We start from the raw sequence: 16,603 nt of genomic DNA on the forward strand, positions 1-16,603 counted from the left end.
ATAAAGAAATTTGCTAGCTTAATAAAGCGCGAAGACCGGAAAGCGATATGCTCCGGTCTGTCGCGTCTCATTTATGCCTTGGCCGTTTCGACCTGGCTCCAGGCTTTTGCCTGGAGGGCCTTGGCCCGGTCGTCGTACTTGGCGTCGACCAGTTTCATCTCATCGTCGGTCACATCATTAAATTCATTCTTGATCAGTTCACGGGCACGATCGGTCGGGAGCGCCAGGATGGCGCTGAACTCGTCGTAGGCCAGACCCGCGAATTGCTCCAGGGTCTTGATACCGGCCAGGCCCAGCTTGCCGGCAGTGGCGCGGTCCATCCCTTCCAGGTTGGCCAGCGCCTCTTCCATACCCTCGAGACCTTCTTCCGAAGCAATCGCCTCGGTCACCAGCGCGTCGCGTGCGCGGGTGCGCAGTTCATTGACGGTGTCCTCGTCGAACGATTCGATCTCCAGCATTTCGGAGATGGGCACGTATGCGACTTCTTCAAGGCTCGAGAAGCCTTCTTCGACCAGGATGTTCGCCACTTCCTCGTCCACATCCAGCTTTTCCATGAACAGCGTGCGCACGGCAGCGGTTTCCTGGGCAGCCTTGTTGGCCGACTCTTCGGCGGTCATGATGTTGATCTTCCAGCCGGTCAGCTCGGACGCCAGGCGTACGTTCTGGCCCGAACGGCCGATCGCGATCGCGAGGTTTTCCTCGTCGACGACGACGTCCATCGCGTGCTTCTCTTCATCCACCATGATCGACGACACGTTGGCCGGAGCCAGCGCGCCGATCACGAACTGGGCCGGATCTTCCGACCACAGCACGATGTCCACGCGCTCGCCGCCCAGCTCGCCGGTCACGGCCTGCACGCGCGAACCGCGCATGCCGACGCAGGTACCGATCGGGTCGATGCGCTTGTCCGCGGTAAAGACAGCGATCTTCGCACGGACGCCCGGGTCGCGGGCGGCCGACTTGATCTGCAGCAGACCCTGCTCGATCTCGGGAACTTCGAGTTCGAACAGTTTCATGATGAATTCCGGTGCCGTGCGCGACAGGATCACCTGCGGGCCGCGCATGTTGCGGTCCACGCGCAGGATGTAGGCACGCACGCGGTCGCCGATGCGCAGGTTTTCCTTCGGGATCATCTGGTCGCGCGGCAGGCGCGCCTCGATCTTGCCCGATTCGACGATCGCATCGCCGCGCTCCATGCGCTTGATGGTGCCGGTGACCAGCGCGTCGCCGCGCTCCAGGAAGTCCTGCAGGATCTGCTCGCGCTCGGCGTCACGGACGCGCTGCAGCACGACCTGTTTCGTGTCCTGGGCGAAGCGGCGACCGAACTCGACCGACTCGATCGGCTCTTCGATGTATTCGTCGACTTCGATGTCCGGAATTTGTTCCTTGGCTTCGAAGTGCAGGATTTCCTGGTCGGGCAGCTGCAGGCCGGCCTCGTCGGGCACGACGTGCCAGCGGCGGAAGGTTTCGAACTCGCCGCTGTCGCGGTCGATGGACACGCGAATGTCGACTTCGCCTTCATAGCGCTTTTTCGTAGCTTGCGCCAGGGCGAACTCGAGGGCGCCGAAGACGACCTCCTTGTCGACGTTCTTTTCGCGCGCGAGCGCATCAACCAGTAACAAAATTTCGCGACTCATGCTTTGCGACTCCTAAAATCCACCTTCGGCACCAGGCGTGCCTTGTCCAGTTCGGCCAGCGTAAATTCGAGCAACGCCGGCCCATCCTTGCTTTCAAATTCCAACCCGATCTTGTCGCCCTGCGGCGCATGCAGGATGCCCGTCCAGGTCTTGCGGTTCGCGGTGCCGGGCATCGCGACGCGCAGCTTGACGGTGCATTCGCTGCCGGCAAAGCGTTCGAAGTCGGCCAGGGTGCGCACCGGACGGTCCAGTCCGGGCGACGACACTTCCAGGCGCTCGTAGTCGACGTTTTCGACCATCAGCACGTGCGACAGCTGGTGGCTCACCGTGGCGCAATCCTCGACCGAGATCGGTCCCTTTTCGTCCGCCACTGCCGCCGGGAAGTCGATAAACACGCGCAGGATGCCTCGCTCGGCCCGTTCGATATCGACGAGGTCGTAGCCCAGTCCGCTGACTGTCGTGGCAATCAAATCAAACAACTGCACAGGTTTCTCCACGGTCCGGTGCCGGACCCGTAAAACGATTCAACAAAAAAAAATGGGCAACTGCCCATCTTTTGTATTCCCAACTGGAGCTTGTTCGCCAAAACAATATTGGGAAGCACTCGGGTTAGACATGCATTATAACCCGATACAGGGTCGGCCGCAATCGCCGCACTGCAAAATGAACAGCTATGCAACAGTTTACACGTTTGAAGAACACGGCGCTGCAAGCGATTCATTTTCGCGCGGCATGACTCAGGTCATGCCGCGCGATTTGACGAATTAACCGCGGCGGCCGCGGCGCGGCATGCCGTGGTCGCTCACGCGCGGACCCTGGCTGCGGCGGTTCTGGCCGGCGCCGGCAAAACCGAACGTCGTCTGCAGAGGATCCGGCTGGCGCGGGCCTTTGCCACCACCGCCACCGCCACCGCCACGCGGCTGGTTGCTGCCACGCGGCTGGTTGTTGCCACGCGGCTGGTTGCTGCCGCGTGCCTGGTCACCGCCGAAGCCGCGCCCACCCTGGCCGCCGCGGCCACCCAGGATGCCGCCCTCTTCGCGACCCGCGCCGACACGCGCCACCGGCGGACCGAACGGATCCACGTTGCGGTTGGCGTCGGCACGGTCGATGCGGTTGCCGTTCGAGCGCTGATCGTCGTTGCCGCGGCCCTTGGGGCCACCCTGCCCCTTGCCGCCGGCAGCACCCTTGTTGTTCTGGGCGCCGCCCTTCTTCTCGATGCCGAAGGCGTCGAGGAACTGACGCACGTCGTTTTCTTCCAGCTCTTCCCAGCGGCCGCGCTTGAGGCCCGACGGCAGGGTCATGGCGCCGTAGCGCGTACGGATCAGGCGCGAAACGGTGAGCCCCACCGCCTCGAACATGCGGCGCACCTCGCGGTTGCGGCCTTCGCCGATCACCACGCGGTACCAGCGGTTCACACCCTCGCCGCCGCCATCGGCAATCTTGGTGAACGAGGCCGTGCCGTCGTCGAGCTCGACGCCGGCCAGCAGCTTCTGGCGCATGCCCTCTTCCAGCTCGCCCAGCGTACGCACGGCGTATTCGCGGTCGATGTTGTAGCGCGGGTGCATCAGGCGGTTCGCCAGGTCACCGGAATTCGTGAACAGCAGCAGGCCCTCGGTGTTGAAGTCGAGGCGGCCCACGGCCAGCCATTTGCCGGTCTTCATGGTCGGCAGGCGGTCGAACACGGACGGACGGCCTTCCGGATCGTCCGCGCTGACGATTTCGCCGGCCGGCTTGTGGTACACCAGCACGCGCGGCGGTTTGTTGTTGTTCACGCGGCGCTGCAGCAGCTTGCCGTTGATGCGCACGGCGTCGGTCGGCAGGATGCGCTGGCCGATGTGGGCCGGCTCGCCGTTCACCGACACGCGGCCGGCGATGATCAGTTCTTCCATGTCGCGGCGCGAACCGAGGCCCGCTTCCGCCAGCACCTTGTGCAGCTTCGGTGCGTCGTCCTCGGCCGTCAGGTCGCGGCGCGCCTTGGTCGGCTGCGACTGACCGCGGCCGCCCTCGTAGGCGTCGAACGCGTCCGACGTGACGAACGAGAACACGGCGTCGGCATCGTTGCCCTTGCCGCCCTTGGCCGGCTTGTTGCCGGGCCTGGCGTTCTTGCCCTTGCCTTGCTGTTTCTGGTTCTGGCCCTGCGGTTGAGCGTTCTGGGCGCCCTGGGCGCCCTGAGCGTTCTGTGCCTGCTGGCCGCGCTGCTGGCCCGGCTGGCCTTTCTTCTTCTGCTGCTTGCCGCCGCGCTGGTCGCGGCGCTGCTCGTTGCGGCCGGCTTCGGCCGGTGCCGCTTCGGCGGCAACGGCCTCCACCGCGGGCGCTTCGGATTCGACGCGCGGTTGGCGCGGTTCGCGCTGCTGGCGCTGCTCACGCATCTGGCGCGGGCCGCGCGGCTTGCGCTGGCCGGCAGCGTCGTCCGCCGGAGCGACTGCGGCTGGCGCAGGCGCTGGCGCAGGTGCGGCGGCAACAGGCACCGATGCGGGCGCGGGCGCAGGGGCCGGCTCGGCCGCGGCGGGCGCAGCCTCGGCCACGGCGGCCTTGCGGGTACGCGGCTTGCGCGGCGCCGGTTCGGCGGCCGGTGCCGCGGCGACGGCCGGGGCCGCGCCTTCGGCTGCCTCGGCCGCCTTCTGGGCCGCGGTCTTGCGCGTGCGTTTCGGTTTTTCCACGGCGTCCGGCTGCGCGCCTTCCGGTGCGGGCGCGGGTGCGGCCTCCGCCTTCGGCTTGGTGCGACGCTTCGGCTTGGCGGCCGTCTCCTGTCCTGCCTCGGCAGGGGTCGTCTCGTTCATGTCAGTTGGATTCATCATTCGTTTCTTGGTTTTGCTGACCTGGCGCGACGATCAGTCGTTGGACGCGAGCGCTTGGTCGTGTATCGGGACTTCAACAGGTGAAGTGTCGTCAAATTGTTGCAGGGCCGCTTCCAGTGCTTCCAGGCTGCGCCCGGCGCCGATGTCGGCCACCTGCTGCAGCGGCGGCAACTGGGACAGCGCGGCGAGCCCCAGGTCGTCGAGAAACTGCTTCGTCGTTCCCAGCAGCGCGGGGCGCCCGGGCACTTCGCGGTGGCCCACCACGTCGATCCAGCCGCGGTCTTCCAGCATCTTGATCGTCTGTGAATTCACCGCCACACCGCGGATTTCCTCGATGTCGCCACGCGTCACCGGCTGGCGGTAGGCGATGATCGCCAGGGTTTCCAGGGTCGCGCGCGAATACTTCGGCGGTTTTTCCGGCGCGATCCGGTCCAGGTAAGGCTTCATTTCCGGGCGGCTCTGGAAACGCCAGCCCGATGCCAGGCTGACGATCTCGATGCCGCGATCCTGCCAATCCTGGCGCAATTCTTCGAGCAGGATCTTGATCGTATCCGACCCGACGCCGGCGCCCAGCGGCTGGCCGTCCTTGTCCACGTCGACGAAGAGCTTCTTCATGGCGTGTATCGTCATCGGCTCGCGCGCGCACAGCAAGGCGGTCTCGAGGACCTTCTTGGCCTCATCAGTGTTCATAACGATGTCGTCAGCGGAGTGTGCAACTCTGGATGCTAAGAATCATCAAACATAACCCGCTCCATCAGCTGCGCGGCAGCCGCCAGACTGAGACTCATGCTTTGAAACGGGGTTCCATCGCCCGGATTGGCGTACCGGACGGGATACCGTGAGGGTTTGCGCCCTGGCACGGGGCGGCTCACCGGAAAGTGGACCGCAAACGGTTGATTTTCAAGAGAAACGGGGCTGCCGGCACCATCGGGAGACTGGGCTCTGGAGGCGAGGCTCCTGGCGCCGGGCTAAGCGAACGACATCGTTTCTTCCAACTGACAGTCATTGTACCCGATAAAACCGGGAAAAGAACATTGCCATGCATCGGAAGCGACGCCGCGGACGCGGATCACACGCCCGGATGGTCCGCGAGGATTGCCGAAACGCCCACGAAAGCGGGGTAGTTGGCCGTGATCACATAGGTGGGCACCTGCGCCAGGTAGCCCGCGAAGCGGCCCTTCTGCTCGAAGCGGGCGCGGAAGCACGAGGCGGCGAAGCGCTCGCCCAGGCGCGGCACGATGCCGCCGCCGATGTAGACGCCGCCCTGGGCACCCAGCGTGACGGCCAGGTTGCCGGCGATGGTGCCCAGCATGCCGCAGAAGACCTCGATGACCTCGTCGCACACGACGCAGGTGCCGGCCAGGCCGCGGCGCGTGATCTCGGGCGCATCCAGCGCCTCCACCGCGCCGCCGCGCAGGTTCGCCAGCGCGCGGTAGATCAGTTCCAGGCCGGAACCGGACAGGAAGCGCTCGGCCGACACGTGTTCGAATTCGCGCCAGGCGAATTGCAGGATGGCGACTTCGGTCGCGTTGGCCGGGGAAAACGTCACATGGCCGCCTTCGCTGCGCAGTGCCGTCCAGACGGGCTTGGCGCCGGCGGGCCGGTTTTCCGCCGGCACCAGGCCGGATACGCCCAGGCCCGTCCCCGCTCCCAGCAGGCCGATCGGGCTGCCCGCGACGGGCGCGCCGCCGCCGACCTGGCGCTTCTCGCCGTCCGCCAGGTGCGGCAGCGCCATCGCCAGCGCGTAGAAATCGTTGACGACGGCCAGCGCGTCGAATCCGCACTCGCGGCGCAACGCCTCGATCGAGAATTCCCAGTGATGATTGGTCATGCGCACGAAGTCGCCGACGATGGGATTCGCAATCGCGATCGCCCCATGGCGGACGGCGCCCACGGCGGCCACGTGCGGCAGCGCGAGGTAGGCCCGCAGCGCGTCGGCGAGGGTCGCGTACGCGGCGCAGGGCAGGACTTCGATCAGCCCGACCGTGCCGGGTCCTGTTTCCAGCGCGAAGCGAGCATTGGTCCCGCCGATGTCGGCCAGCAGGCGCGGGCTCGCGTATCGGGCGCTGTCGAGGCGCGGTTCGGTGGACGGATCGACGATGGCAACGGGCGAAACGATCATGGCAGGCCGTAAGAAACAGATTCCTCGAAGCTTAAGGATTTCTTGGCTGCAGCGCAAGCTTTTATTGTAGTTTAGGTACATCCGACCCAACATCCGGGCGAATTTGCGTAAAGCCGCTGTGCGGCGGCGAGTAGTCCAGCTACCAATTCGCGGGAGGTATCGAAAGCATGGGCGAGCGCCGGCGCGCGGGGGCCGGTGCCGCGTGATCGGTCAATGGATGATTGCTCAGCCGTGCTTGGGCTTGAGCTCGGCGTCGGCCTGGGCGGCCGCGCAATGGTCGTTCCACGCATCCAGGCCGCCGTACAGCGGACGGGCGCGATGAAAACCGTTCTTGACGAACTCCTTCGCCACCTGCGCCGCCGTGACGTCGTTCGGGCAGGAGCAATAGATGACGATATGGCGGTCCTTGTCGAGCGTGGCCATCAGGCGCTCCGGCACGTTGTCGCCATAGACCAGTGCGCCGGGAATGCCTGCTTCCAGCTGGCGCGCGGTGGCGCCGCGGGCGTCGACGATCAGCGGATCGTGTCCCGCCTCGACCAGGTCCTTGAGCTCGTCCATCGTGATGCGCGGCAGGTTGGCCCCGCCGAGGTTGCGCTTGCGCTCGATGTACTTGAACGACACGAACAGCACGAGCAGGAAGCCGACGACCATCAACGCCGTGCTGCCCAGGGTCTCGAACCATGCGATGACGTCGTCCACGCTGTTGTGGAACCAGGCACCGAGGCCCATGCCCACGCCGCTCCATAGCAGGCCGCCGGCGACGGACAGCCAGACGAACTGCGGCGTCGTCGTGCCCATGGCGCCTGCGAGCGGCGGCGCGATCGTGTTGAAGCCGGGAATGAACTTGGCGACGACGAGGGATTTCGCGCCCCAGCGGCTGAAATTGTCCTCGGTCTGGCTGACGCAGGAATCGGGCGACAGCGAAATCTTGCACAGCAGGCGCAGGATGCGCTTGCCGTAGTAGCGGCCGGCGCGGAACCAGAAGTAATCGCTGATGAGGCAAGCCAGCACGGAAGCGGCCAGGTACAGCGGCCAGTTGGCCCCGCCGTCGACGGCCAGCGCACCGGCGATGATCAGCACCGGAAACGCGGGAATGGGCAGTCCGATCTGTTCGAGCAGGACGATGCCGAACACGATGAGGACGCCGTAAACGTGAATCAGGTGGGAGAGCTGGGCCATCCTGGTATGGTAGCGGAAAACCGGCACCGGCGTGGCGAAAGCGGCAACGCGCGCAGCCCGCGCGCAACACCGCACACAGGGGTCAGAGCCCGATTTTGGGCAATTGCCAAAATCAGGGCTCTGACCCCGGGATGGCGGCCAGCAATTGCTGCGTGTACGGATGCTGCGGGTTACGGTAGAGCTCGTCCGCATCGGCCATCTCGACGACGCTACCGTGGTGCATCACCATCACGCGGTCCGAGATGTACTTCACCACGGACAGATCGTGCGAGATGAAGATGTAGCTCATCCTGTACTCATCCTGCAGGTCCTGCAGCAGGTTCAGCACCTGCGCCTGCACCGAGACGTCGAGCGCGGACACGGATTCGTCGCACACGAGGATCTCCGGCTTCATCGTCAGGCAGCGCGCGATGGCGATGCGTTGTCGCTGGCCGCCGGAGAATTCGTGCGGATAGCGGTCGAATGCCTGCGCCGGGAGGCCCACTCTCCGCAGCAGATGGCGCGCATGTTCCGTGCGCTCCGCATCGTTCGCGCCGATGCGGTGGATGCGCATCGGCTCCAGCAGGATCTGGCCGACGGTGAAGCGCGGATTCAGCGACGCGTACGGATTCTGGAACACGATCTGGATGCGCCGCTTGTACGCCTGGAACTCGGCATCGCTCATCGCGACGAGATCGCGGCCGTCGAACAGCGCGCTGCCGCCGGTCGCGCGGTGCAGGCGCAGCAGCGTGAGGCCGACCGTCGTCTTGCCCGATCCCGATTCGCCCACGACGCCCAGCGTCTTGCCGCGCGGGAGCGTGAACGACACGTCCTTCACGGCCTGGAATGCGCGCTTGCCGAACAGGCCCTCGCGCAGATAAAACGTCTTGGCGAGATTGTTTACGACGAGGATATGGTCGTCGCCCGGCGCATAGCCGCGCGTGCGCTGGGGCAGCGTGTCGCCGGGCTGGGCGCGTCCGCTCAGGTAGTCGTCGATGACGGGCAGCCGCACGGGCCGCGCATCCAGCGGCGGGCGGCAGTGCAGCAGCGCGCGCGTGTACGCATCGCGCGGGTCGCCCAGCACCTGCGTGGCAAGCCCCTCTTCCCGCACCTCGCCGTGGCGCATGACGATCACGCGGTCCGCGATCTCGCCCACCAGGCCCAGGTCGTGCGTGATGAACAGCACGGCCATGCGGCGGCGTTGCTGCAGGGTCGCGATCAGTTCCATGATCTGCTTCTGGATCGTCACGTCCAGTGCCGTCGTCGGTTCGTCCGCGATCAGCAGCTTCGGTTCGCACGCGATGGCCATCGCGATCATCACGCGCTGCTGCTGGCCGCCCGACATCTGGCTCGGGTAGGCGTCGATCTTGTGCGCCGGATCGGGAATGCCCACTTCCTCCAGCAGTTCGAGCGTGCGGGCGCGCGCCTGGCGCTTGTCCATGCCGAGGTGCAGGCGCAGCACTTCACCGATCTGGAAGCCGACCGTGAACACGGGATTCAGCGACGACATCGGTTCCTGGAAGATCATCGCGATGTCCTTGCCGCACAGGCGCCGGCGTTCCGCGACCGGCAGGTCGAGCAGCTCGCGGCCCTCGAAGCGGATCGACGAGCCGGGGTGGATGATCGTCGTCTCCGGCGGCAGCAGCCCCATCACGGCGAGCGAGCTGACGGACTTGCCGCTGCCCGATTCGCCGACCAGCGCGACGGTCGCATCGAGCGGCAGGCTGAACGAGATGCCCTTCACGGCCTCGAACGTGTTCTTTTTATCGGTCCGGAAGGACACGCGCAGATTGTGGACGTCGAGCAGGTTCATTTCAATTTCGGATCCAGCGCATCGCGCAGCGAATCGGCCAACAGCGAGAACGCCGTGACCAGGATGGCCATGGCGCCGGCGGCCGCCGTCAGTTGCCACCATTTGCCGAGGATGAGCTCATTCTGCGCCTCATTCAGCATGCTGCCCCACGAGACGACGCCCACCGGCACGCCGAAGCCGAGGAACGACAGGATCACTTCGGCCTTGATGAAGCCGACGACGAGGATCGACATCTGCACGAGCGCCACGTGCGACACGTTCGGGAAGATGTGCACGAACATCTTGCGCCAGCCGGACGCGCCGATCGCGTCGGCCGCCATCACGTATTCCCGCGCCTTGTGCTTGATGTACTCGGCGCGGATCAGGCGGTACGGCCCCGTCCAGCCGGTGAGGCCGAGGATCAGCACGATCGTCAGCACGCCCTTCGTCTGCAGCACGGCGGCCACGGTGAGGATCATCAGGATCGAGGGGATCGCCGTGAACACGTTGTAGAACCAGTTGAACGAATCGTCGACGAGCCCGCCGTAGAAGCCCGACAGCGCGCCGAACAGCGTGCCCAGCGCGACGGCGACGAACGCGGCGACGAGGCCCACGACGATCGACGTTTGCCCGCCCTTGATCGTCTTCCTCACGATGTCGTGGCCCCATTTGTCGGCGCCGAACGGCAGCGTGGTGCGTTTCGCCGCATGCGCGGCATGGCCCTGGCGTGCCAGTTGCGCCCGCAGCTCGGCGATGTCGCCCGCGAGCGGATCGAACGCATTCGGCGGCGCCGGCCGCGGCGGCTGCGCGAGCGCGGCGAGGGCCGGATCCGGGCCGACGAAGGAAGGCGGCGCGTAATTGACGGCCACCTCGTCTTCCCAGTCGGCCGCGACGAGGCCCGTCGCCGCCAGCACGACGGACAACAGGAACAGGCCCACGACGGCCAGCGCGGCCATCGCGACGCGGTCGGCGCGCAGGCGGCGCCAGGCCAGACCCCACAGGCCGACAGAAGTTGCGGGAAGGCTAAGCTCTTGACCCGTCATTTGAGCTGCACGCGCGGGTCGACGGCCTGGTACATCAGGTCCGCCAGCAGGTTGAACACCATCGTGGCGGCGGCGACGTAGACCGTGATCGCCTTGATCACGGGGAAGTCGCTGCGCTCGACGGCGAGGATCACTTCGCGCCCGATGCCCGGGATGCCGAAGAAGCGCTCGAGCAGGAAGGCGCCGATCAAGAGCGCCGGCAGGTTGGCCATGACGTACGTGATGATGGGGATGGCGGCGTTGCGCAGCACGTGCACCCAGACGATGCGCCGCTCCGGCAAGCCTTTCGCGCGCGCCGTGCGCACGTAGTCCTGCCCCACTTCATCCAGCACGAAGCTGCGGAACAGGCGCAATGTCGGCGCCAGCGACACGGTGAGGCCGATCAGGATCGGCAGGGTGGCGTAGCGCAGCAGGTTTTCCGTGAAATGCTCGCCCCAGCCCTGCACGGGGAACAGCCCGAGCTTATAGGCGAGACCGTACTGGAACACGATGATGTAGACGAGGATCGAGATCGACATGCCGACCGTGCACGCGACCATCACGACGCGGTCCGTCAGCGAGCCGCGCACGAAGGCGACGGCGAGCGCCAGCGCGATGCCGATCGTGGTCTCCAGCACCGTCAGCGGCACGAGCACCGTCAGCGACGGCCCCAGCCGGCTGGCGATGATGTGCGACACGGGCTCGCCCGTCGCCCAGGCGTTGCCGAAGTCGAACGTGACGATCTGCTTCACGAAGATGCCGAGCTGGACGTACCACGGCGCATCGAGTCCCAGCTGGGCGCGGATGTTGGCGATGGCGCGCGCGTCGGCCATCTTGCCCGCCAACAGGTACGAGGGGTCGCCGCCGACCCAGTTGAACAGCACGAACACCAGCACGACGACGCCGGCCATCGTCGGCAGCATCTGCCACAGGCGCCGCAGGATATAAGCAAACATCGGGATTCCCGGGTGAGTCATCGAACGCGTTCGGAACTATAGACCAGATTGCGCCGCCCCTGCCGGGAAAAGATGTCATGGGGCCATAACCAAATGAATGGGCTGTTGTGGTGTTTACTGTCCTGGGACCGCCAGGACCTGAACGTGACGGCGACCGCGAACTACCGCGCCGACATGCAGAACGTGTACTGCGCGGGCGACAAGTGCGCCTCGCAGTACGCGAACGGCTCGCCGGCACCGGACAACTGCCGCCTGGCGTCGTTCACGACCATCGACCTGTCGGCCCGTTACCAGGTCACGCAGCAACTGCAGGTCTACGGCTCGATCACGAACCTGTTCGGCAAGATCGCACCGCAGGATCCGCTGACCTACGGCGGCACGAGCTACAACCCGATGGATGCCGGCGGCGCCATCGGCCGCTTCTTCAAGGCCGGCGTGCGTTACCAGTTCTGACGACACACAGCCGGTTCCCCGGCTGATCGACGGACGATGACGAACGGGACAGTGAGCACTCACTGTCCCGTTTGTTTTTGGTGCATTGCCGCACCAATATGGGGCAGAACGTTGTAATTACGCATCAATGAAATTTCGAATAAAAAACTAAATACAACATGTAAAGCAAAATTTCTTTCGAGTATTTTTAATATCCGGAGAACAAAATGTGATATTTACAGTGGTTATGCATATATGCATATTTACACGTTGACTTTGTTTATTAGCAATGATTTCATTGTCTTGCAGCAAATAAAAATTCCCTCCCAAAAGGATGGGGGTAGATCAATAACAAGATCTGCGAGCCGGCGCGTAGCCCGCACCGGCCCAGCTCAGAAGGGACTCAAGACAAATGATGTCGGAAAAAGTTTTATCTCGATCGGTACGTTTGATGTTTGCCGGCGGCATGGCGCTCGGCGCGTCCGTCGCTCACGCACAGGACACTGCCGCGGCACCCGCCGCGTCGATGCAGCGCGTGGAAGTGACGGGGTCGCGCATTCCGTCGCTGAATACGGAAGGCTCCAGCCCCATCACCACCCTCAGCGCCAAGGACATCAAGATCGATGGCGTGCGCAATACCGAAGACCTGCTGAACAACCTGCCCCAGGTGTTCGCCTCGCAAGGTGCCGCGATCTCGAACGGCGCCAGCGGTACCGCCACCGTCGACCTGCGCGGCATGGGCTCGCAGCGTACCCTGGTGCTCGTCAACGGCAAGCGCCTGCCGTCCGGCAGCGTGCTCAGCGTCGCGGCCGACCTGAACCAGATCCCGAGTGAACTGATCCGCCGTGTCGACGTGCTGACCGGCGGCGCCGGCGCCGTGTACGGCTCGGGCGCCGTGTCGGGCGTCGTCAACTTCATCATGAAGGACAACTACGAAGGCGTGGAACTGGAAGCCAACATCTCCGGCGCCAACCACAAGCAGCACAACGACGAGATCCAGGGCGTCGTCAACCAGAAGGGGTTCCCGCTGCCGGGCAACCACACGTTCGACGCCAAGAAGTACGACTTCAGCATCCTGATGGGCTCGAACTTCGCCGACAACAAGGGTAACGCGACGTTCTTCGCCTCGCACCGCCACGCCGACGCCCTGCTGCAATCGCAGCGCGATTTCTCGGCCTGCTCGCTGGGCGCGTCCGATCCGGGCTTCGCCTGCTCCGGTTCCGGCACCTCGATCGCCCGCGTCGGCTCGTTCACCCCGGATGCGAACGGCAATCCGCGCAAGTACGTGTCGGCCACCGACGCCTACAACTTCGGCCCGCTGAACTTCTTCCAGCGTCCGTCGGACGAGTACAACATCAACTCGATGGTGCACCTCGACATCAACGAGAACGCGCGCATCTACAGCGAATTCAGCTTCCACAACTACACGACCGACGCGCAGATCGCGCCGGGCGGCATCTTCTACGGCCAGCAGGCGACCATCGCCTACGAAAACCCGCTGCTGAACGATGCATGGCGCACCGCGCTGGGCCTCAAGAAGCCGGGCGACACCGCCACCGTCTCGGTCGGCAAGCGTAACGTCGAAGGCGGCCCGCGTTCCACCAGCATCACCGACTCCTCGTTCCGCGAAGTGCTGGGCGTGAAGGGCATGGTCGGGGACTGGTCGTACGACGTGTTCGGCCAGTTCGCGCGCGTCAATCACAGCGACCGTGCGACCGGCTACTTCTCGAGCCGCCTGATCGCCAACGCGCTGGACGTCGTCGCCGATCCGACCACGGGCAAGGCCGTGTGCCGCTCCGTCGTCAACGGTTCCGACACCGCCTGCGTGCCGTACAACCTGTACAAGCAGGGCGGCGTCAACCAGGCCGCGCTGGACTACCTGAACGCCACCGGCTCGAACGGCGGCTTCACCCAGCAATCCGTGTTCGGCCTGAACATCGGCACCGACCTGACCCGCTTCGGCCTGAAGCTGCCGACCGCCGAAAGCGGCGCCGGCGTGTCGTTCGGCTACGAGCAGCGCGTCGAAAAACTGGCATTCGAGCCCGACTACGAAAACCAGACCGGCGACCTGTCCGGTGCCGGCGGCGCCTCCCCGGCCGTCGCGGGTTCGTACAACGTGAAGGAAGCCTTCGGCGAATTCAAGCTGCCGCTGCTGGACAACATGGCCTTCTCGAAGCACATGGACCTGTCCGGTTCGTACCGCCGTTCGCAGTACAGCACGGATGCCAAGACCAACACGTTCGGCCTGGGCCTCGACTGGCAGCCGATCGACCAGGTGCGCGTCCGCGGTTCGGCCCAGCGTGCCGTCCGCGCACCGAACATCTATGAACTGTACACGCCGCAAGCCGTGGTGCTGGCCGGTCCGAACGACGACCCGTGCGGCGGCGAGACCCCGAAAGCCACGCAGGCGCAGTGCGCCAACACGGGCCTGCCGGCTTCGCTGTACGGCAAGGTGCCGGAAAACTCGACCAACCAGTACAACGGCCGTACCGGCGGCAACCCGGGCGTCAAGCCGGAAACCGCCAACACGTACACGGTCGGTATCGTGATCGACCCGATCAAGAACCTGACCATCACGCTGGACGCGTTCAAGCTGAAGATCAAGGACGCGATCCAGGCCGTCAACGCCCAGAGCGTGTACACCCAGTGCCTGACGACCGGCAACCCGCTGTATTGCGGCCTGATCCACCGCGACCAGCTCGGTTCGCTGTGGCTGACCCCGAACGGCTACGTCGAAGCCGGCACCACGAACATCGGTTCGCAGGGCACGTCGGGCCTGGACGTGGGCGCCAGCTACCGCACCCGCCTGCCGCAGAGCTACGGCAACCTGGACTTCACGCTGAACGGCACCTACGTGCACAGCTACACCGTGGAAAACCTGCCGGGCAACGGCAGCTACGACTGCACGGGCCTGTACGGCGCGACCTGCGGCACCCCGACCCCGAAATGGCGCCACAAGCTGCGCACGACCTGGTCGAGCCCATACAACCTGGACCTATCGCTCACCTGGCGCTACATCGACCGCCTGAAGAACGACATGCTCGCCGGGAACCCGCAGCTGGCTGGCGAACTGGACACGCAACGCGACGCGTACCTGGCTTCGCGCAGCTACTTCGACCTGAACGGCGTGTACCGCTTCAACCGCAAGCTGGCCGTGAGCTTCGGCATCAACAACCTGCTGGACAAGGATCCGCCGATCGCATCGTCCAGCTCGGTGACGGGTACCTACGGCAACGGCAACACGTTCCCGCAGATCTACGATTCGTACGGCCGCTTCATCTACGCCAACGTGACCTACCGTTTCTGATCGCTTGAATCGGACGCCGTAAAAAAACCGCCGCCGGCTGCGAGGCCGGCGGCGGTTTTGTTTTTGAAGATTACAACCCGAAGCTGCCTTCGTCCGCCGAAAACGCGTTCATGCCGTCGCTCATCGCCGTCACGAGGGCACGTTCCGGCCCCGTCAGATGCGGATGCCAGATGTCGAACATCAGGATCGCGCGGGGAGAATCGCTGTCGTTCCACGCCTCGTGCTCGATCGTGTCGTCGAACACCCATGCCTTCCCCTCCTCCCACGCGCGCACGTCGTTGCCGACGCGGAAGCCGCAGCCCGCCGGCACGACGAGCGGCACATGCGTGACGAGGCGGACGTTGCTGACGCCGCAGTGCGGCGGGATGCGCGTCTTCGGCTTGAGCACGGAAAACATCGCGACGGGCGTGCGGCCCGGCTGGTCCGGCTGCGGCGCCCCGGCCAGCAGCGCCATCGTGCGCGGGCAGCGCCGCGCATTCGCGTCGTTGACCTTGCCGGCTTCGACGAGGTGGAAGGCGCTCCAGCGCAGCGAGTTGTTCAGCTCGGCCCACTGGCGCAGCGGCTGGTCGTCGCCATACTGCATGTAAGGCGTAAAACCTTCGGCGCCGGCCTGCGCGGCAAGGAATTCCGCGCGGATCGCGTCAAGTTCGCGCTCGAACGCGTCGAGCCACGGAAAGTCCGCGCGGTCGAAGAAAGTGATGGGCGCCAGGCCGTGGAAGTGGAACAGCGCGGGCTGGGGCTCGTAGCGGCGCTTGCGGCCCAGCATGATGTCGAGCGACTCCGTGAAGCGCTGCACGCGCTCCCCGCGCAGGTCGCGCAACAGGGGTGCCATGTGGTCGTCGAGGAAGCGGCCGAAATCGGTGTCGTACTGTTCGCGGTAGGCCATGGCTTCCTGCACGGCCGGGCGCAGTTCGGGCGGCAGTTGCTGCAGCGGCGGCGCCACCGCGGCGACGGCGCCATGCGCGCGCGCGGCCGCGTGGCGCTTGCCCTGGCGCGTGAGCAAGCCGGCACGCAGGATCAGCGCGACGAGGTCGGTCGGCTCCAGCACGAGCGCGCCGCGGATCGCCTCTTCCTCGCGCGCCTCGTCGCGCTGGGCCATGCAAACGACGGCGAGGTTGATCCACTGCTGCTTGTCGCGTCCGTCAGCGGCGACGAGGCGCTCGAGCAGCGCCCGCGCCTCCGGCAGCGCGCCGGACCGGTAATGCAGCTGCGCCATGCCGAGCAGCGCCGGACCGTGCGTCGGCACCTGTTCCAGGATGCGCTGCCACAGCTGCGCCGCGAGGCGCGGATTGGCGCCCTTCAGTGCCGCCTGGGCCGCGCGTTCCCAGGCGGCGATTTCACCTTCGTTGGAAGCCATGCCGCTCCTTCAAGTATGACCA

Annotated in this window: 11 protein-coding genes and 1 pseudogene; 2 read left to right on the forward strand and 10 right to left on the reverse strand. The window is 65.4% G+C overall.

Translation table 11 applies throughout. From position 1 onward, the window contains the following. Positions 1-71: 71 nt before the first annotated feature. The 9 genes and pseudogenes from nusA to ACL58G_RS29810 all read right to left on the reverse strand — a co-directional run bounded on the left by nusA (position 72) and on the right by ACL58G_RS29810 (position 11,485). Positions 72-1,637 (reverse strand): transcription termination factor NusA, encoded by a 1,566-nt coding sequence (gene nusA, locus ACL58G_RS29770; protein WP_413387065.1) that lies wholly within the window; start codon positions 1,635-1,637, stop codon positions 72-74. Further along, positions 1,634-2,122 (reverse strand): ribosome maturation factor RimP, encoded by a 489-nt coding sequence (gene rimP / locus ACL58G_RS29775; RefSeq protein WP_371763677.1) that lies wholly within the window; start codon positions 2,120-2,122, stop codon positions 1,634-1,636. Before rimP ends, nusA begins: the two co-directional genes overlap by 4 nt. Positions 2,123-2,401: 279 nt before the next feature. After that, on the reverse strand, positions 2,402-4,432 hold the full coding sequence (gene rluB / locus ACL58G_RS29780) for a 23S rRNA pseudouridine(2605) synthase RluB (RefSeq protein WP_440968162.1): 2,031 nt from the start codon (positions 4,430-4,432) through the stop codon (positions 2,402-2,404). 99 nt (positions 4,433-4,531) lie between these two features. Then, positions 4,532-5,125 (reverse strand): annotated as a pseudogene (gene scpB / locus ACL58G_RS29785) (SMC-Scp complex subunit ScpB); the annotation flags it as partial. 379 nt (positions 5,126-5,504) lie between these two features. Then, positions 5,505-6,557: a glucokinase gene (locus ACL58G_RS29790; protein ID WP_440964061.1), complete on the reverse strand. Its 1,053-nt coding sequence runs from the start codon at positions 6,555-6,557 to the stop codon at positions 5,505-5,507. Positions 6,558-6,782: 225 nt separating this feature from the next. After that, positions 6,783-7,736, reverse strand: a complete 954-nt coding sequence (locus ACL58G_RS29795) for a VTT domain-containing protein (RefSeq protein ID WP_413387063.1) — start codon at positions 7,734-7,736, stop codon at positions 6,783-6,785. Between the two features lie 112 nt (positions 7,737-7,848). Beyond that, positions 7,849-9,528 (reverse strand): ABC transporter ATP-binding protein, encoded by a 1,680-nt coding sequence (locus ACL58G_RS29800; RefSeq protein WP_413387062.1) that lies wholly within the window; start codon positions 9,526-9,528, stop codon positions 7,849-7,851. Then, complete coding sequence (locus ACL58G_RS29805) at positions 9,525-10,550, reverse strand: ABC transporter permease (protein ID WP_413387061.1); 1,026 nt, start codon at positions 10,548-10,550, stop codon at positions 9,525-9,527. The genes ACL58G_RS29800 and ACL58G_RS29805 overlap by 4 nt, the downstream gene beginning before the upstream one ends. Next, a complete protein-coding gene (locus tag ACL58G_RS29810; RefSeq protein ID WP_036235137.1) occupies positions 10,547-11,485 on the reverse strand; it encodes an ABC transporter permease in 939 nt (312 codons plus the stop codon). Before ACL58G_RS29810 ends, ACL58G_RS29805 begins: the two co-directional genes overlap by 4 nt. Positions 11,486-11,590: 105 nt before the next feature. Here ACL58G_RS29810 and ACL58G_RS29815 point away from each other — a divergent pair, with 105 nt between their 5' ends. Beyond that, positions 11,591-11,938, forward strand: a complete 348-nt coding sequence (locus ACL58G_RS29815; RefSeq protein WP_413387060.1) for a hypothetical protein — start codon at positions 11,591-11,593, stop codon at positions 11,936-11,938. 430 nt (positions 11,939-12,368) lie between these two features. Beyond that, positions 12,369-15,224 carry a TonB-dependent receptor domain-containing protein gene (locus tag ACL58G_RS29820; RefSeq protein ID WP_440964062.1) on the forward strand — a complete coding sequence of 952 codons (2,856 nt, stop codon included), beginning with the start codon at positions 12,369-12,371 and terminating at the stop codon, positions 15,222-15,224. Between the two features lie 70 nt (positions 15,225-15,294). Here ACL58G_RS29820 and ACL58G_RS29825 read toward each other — a convergent pair whose 3' ends face one another. Beyond that, positions 15,295-16,581 carry an aspartyl/asparaginyl beta-hydroxylase domain-containing protein gene (locus tag ACL58G_RS29825; protein WP_413387058.1) on the reverse strand — a complete coding sequence of 429 codons (1,287 nt, stop codon included), beginning with the start codon at positions 16,579-16,581 and terminating at the stop codon, positions 15,295-15,297. Positions 16,582-16,603: the final 22 nt, after the last annotated feature.

This window comes from Massilia sp. GER05, from assembly GCF_052056005.1.
GTDB lineage: Bacteria > Pseudomonadota > Gammaproteobacteria > Burkholderiales > Burkholderiaceae_D > Telluria > Telluria orientalis.